We start from the raw sequence: 2,689 nt of genomic DNA on the forward strand, positions 1-2,689 counted from the left end.
TGCCGATCGCCATGGTGGCGACCGGATAGCCGCGCGGCATCTGCACGATGGAATAGAGGGAATCGACACCCGACAGCGCCTTGGTCTGGACCGGAACCCCGATCACGGGCACCCGCGTCTTCGAAGCCATCATGCCGGGCAGATGCGCGGCACCCCCGGCGCCGGCGATGATCACCTGCAGCCCCCGGGCGACAGCCTCGCGCCCATAGTCCCACAGCCGGTCCGGCGTGCGATGGGCGGAGACGATCCGGGTTTCATAGGCAACCCCGAGTTCATCGAGCAGCAGTGCCGCTTCGCGCATGGTGGCCCAGTCGGATTGCGAACCCATGATGATGCCAACGGGCGGGGTGGTCATGCGGCGGAACCTTTCGGTGGGACGTCAGAGCGCGCACTATAGTCAAAGCGAACCGGGGCGCAATGCGCCGCCGCGCCCGCTCAGGCGATGATATCGGGCGTCAGCCGGTCTTCGATCTGGGCGATCTTGTCCTTCAACCGCAACTTGCGCTTTTTGAGGCGCTGCAGCGTGAGCGGATCGGCCGTGCCGCGTTCGACGAGCGCGTGGATCGCATCATCGAGGTCGCGGTGTTCCCGCCGGAAAACCTCCAACTCGACGCGCAGCACATCGTCATTCTTCATCGACAGGTCACTGGGGGCAGTCATGCAAGGGTGATTCCGTTTGTCCCTGAAACCGTCAATATAAGCCCAACCGTCGCAATGGCATAGCCCTTGCACGGTTCCCTGCCGCACCCCATATTCAGTTCAGACGGCTGCCGATCTCGGGGCCGAAAGACTTGACTGTCGCTTGACTTGAAAAGGACGTGTCGCATGACGAAACTGACGCTGGCGTCGTATCCCCATATGCTGGGGTTCGAGCAACTGGAGCGTGTGCTGCAACGCACCGCCAAGGCCGGAAACGAAGGTTATCCGCCCTTCAACATCGAACAAACCTCTGAACTGAGCTACCGCATCACGCTGGCCGTGGCCGGATTTTCGGAACAAGACCTCTCCATAACGGTTGAGGATAGACAATTGGTCATACGGGGCCGTCAGGTCGACGACAGCGGAGACCGGGTGTTTCTACACCGCGGAATCGCCGCCAGACAGTTCCAGCGGTCCTTCGTTCTGGCGGATGGCGTCGATGTCGGAGAGGCCGTGATGGAAAACGGATTGCTGCATGTCGATCTCACTCAGGCCAAGCCCGAGTCGGTCGTACGGACGATCAAGATCAGGAAAGGCTAGGAATATGCATGAATTCGAAGCCCAGCAGAACGACCGTACCGTTTACGTGAAAACCATCGCGGTCACGGATCTGCCGCGCGAAGTGCGCGATCAGGCGGAAGGGCTGGAACAGCTCTATGCCGTCCACGATGCGCAGGGCCAGCAGTTGGCCCTCGTGGGGAACCGCAAGCTGGCGTTCCAACTGGCGCGTCAGCACGATTATGCACCCGTGCTGGTGCATTGACGCCCCGCACGCTATGACAAAGAGAACAGAGGCCGCCTCCGGGCGGCCTTTTTCATAGCGGAGGGGCGATGATCCTCGATTTCGACTGGGTGGATGCCTTTGCGGATGCGCCCTTTGGCGGCAATGGCTGTGCCGTCGTCCATGGCGGTGCGGCACTGCCGGAGGCGGTCTGCACGGCCTTTGTGCGGGAAACCTCGCTTGTGGAATGTACATTTACCGGGCCGTCGGAAAAAGCTGATCTGCGGGTGCGTTATTTCCTGGCGGACCGTGAAATTCCTTTCGCCGGTCACCCCACGATCGCAACCGTTGCCGCACTTGTGCACAGGGATCTCGTATCGGGCGATACGCTGATGCTCGAAACGGGGGCAGGGCTCGTCCCGGTAAAGGTCGAAGGCGATCTGATCACCATGACGCAACAGGTCCCCAGCTTCGGCCCGCGCGTACCGGCAGAACTCGTGGCAGCCGTGGGCGGGCTTGACCCGTCTGATATCCTCGGCGAGCCGCAGGTCGTCTCCACCGGCCTGCCCTTTTGTATCGCCGTGGTGAAGGATCGCACCACGCTCGATGCGCTCCGCCTCGACCCAGAGGCATTGGAGCGGTTTCGCGGTCGTCTGGGCGACACGACCCAAACGCCGATGGAACCCTTCTGGGTCACGCTGGGGGGTGGGACGGAAGAGGGCGATACCTATTCCCGCCTGCTGCTGGCGCCGCCGAGCCCGCCGGAAGACCCCTTTACCGGCTCCGCCAGCGGGGCCATGGCCGCCTATCTCTGGGCCGAGGGCCTGTTGGACGGCCCCAAATTCATCGCGGAACAGGGCCACGGCATGGGCCGCCCGGGACGTGCGCAGATCGAGGTGTTGGGCCCTCCGGATGCCATCACCGGCGTGCGCGTCGCGGGTAAGGGTCAGATCGTGATGTCAGGGCAGGTCCATCTGCCGGAACAGGGCGCGTACCGATGACAGCCGATCCGGCCATCGCCATCGCGCCCTACGGCACAAGGTTCGGCAAGACCCTTGCGCAAATCCCGCTCGACGATTTGCACTGGCCCTTGGGTCGTCCCCCGCGACTGGCGCAGGGCCGGGTGGCGGATATGGCGCCCTTCGATCACCTGATCTGCTATCCCAAGACGAACATGCATTTCCTGCCACGGCTGGGGAGCCCTGCGCAGCTCTCGGTGATGGTGGTGGAACCGTCGATCATTCACGCACGACATCTGCGGTATCTGCG

At 62.9% G+C, this 2,689-nt stretch carries 5 protein-coding genes and 1 pseudogene; 4 read left to right on the forward strand and 2 right to left on the reverse strand.

Features of this window, described 5'->3' with window-relative positions; all coding sequences use genetic code 11:
* Together purE and A3764_RS17490 are read right to left on the reverse strand one after the other, a co-directional pair.
* The coding region (gene purE / locus A3764_RS17485) for a 5-(carboxyamino)imidazole ribonucleotide mutase (protein ID WP_067951842.1) at positions 1 to 355 on the reverse strand (355 nt) is incomplete at its 3' end.
* Positions 356 to 435: 80 nt separating this feature from the next.
* The gene (locus A3764_RS17490; RefSeq protein WP_067920361.1) at positions 436 to 660 is read right to left on the reverse strand and encodes a YdcH family protein; all 225 of its coding nucleotides are present in this window, start codon (positions 658 to 660) and stop codon (positions 436 to 438) included.
* Positions 661 to 825: 165 nt separating this feature from the next.
* Between A3764_RS17490 and A3764_RS17495 the strand changes: the two genes are divergently transcribed.
* The 4 genes and pseudogenes from A3764_RS17495 to A3764_RS17510 form a co-directional block, all read left to right on the forward strand.
* Positions 826 to 1,239 (forward strand): Hsp20 family protein, encoded by a 414-nt coding sequence (locus A3764_RS17495; protein WP_067920362.1) that lies wholly within the window; start codon positions 826 to 828, stop codon positions 1,237 to 1,239.
* Between the two features lie 4 nt (positions 1,240 to 1,243).
* Positions 1,244 to 1,462, forward strand: coding sequence for a DUF1150 family protein (locus tag A3764_RS17500; protein WP_067920363.1), 219 nt, complete (start codon positions 1,244 to 1,246; stop codon positions 1,460 to 1,462).
* A 68-nt stretch (positions 1,463 to 1,530) separates the two neighbouring features.
* Positions 1,531 to 2,421, forward strand: a complete 891-nt coding sequence (locus A3764_RS17505) for a PhzF family phenazine biosynthesis protein (protein ID WP_067920364.1) — start codon at positions 1,531 to 1,533, stop codon at positions 2,419 to 2,421.
* Positions 2,418 to 2,689, forward strand: a pseudogene (locus A3764_RS17510) (hypothetical protein); the annotation flags it as partial. The gene A3764_RS17505 and the pseudogene A3764_RS17510, both read left to right, overlap by 4 nt.

Origin of the sequence: Sulfitobacter sp. HI0129 (genome assembly GCF_001635395.1) — a bacterium.
In the GTDB taxonomy this organism is placed as follows: Bacteria; Pseudomonadota; Alphaproteobacteria; order Rhodobacterales; family Rhodobacteraceae; genus Sulfitobacter.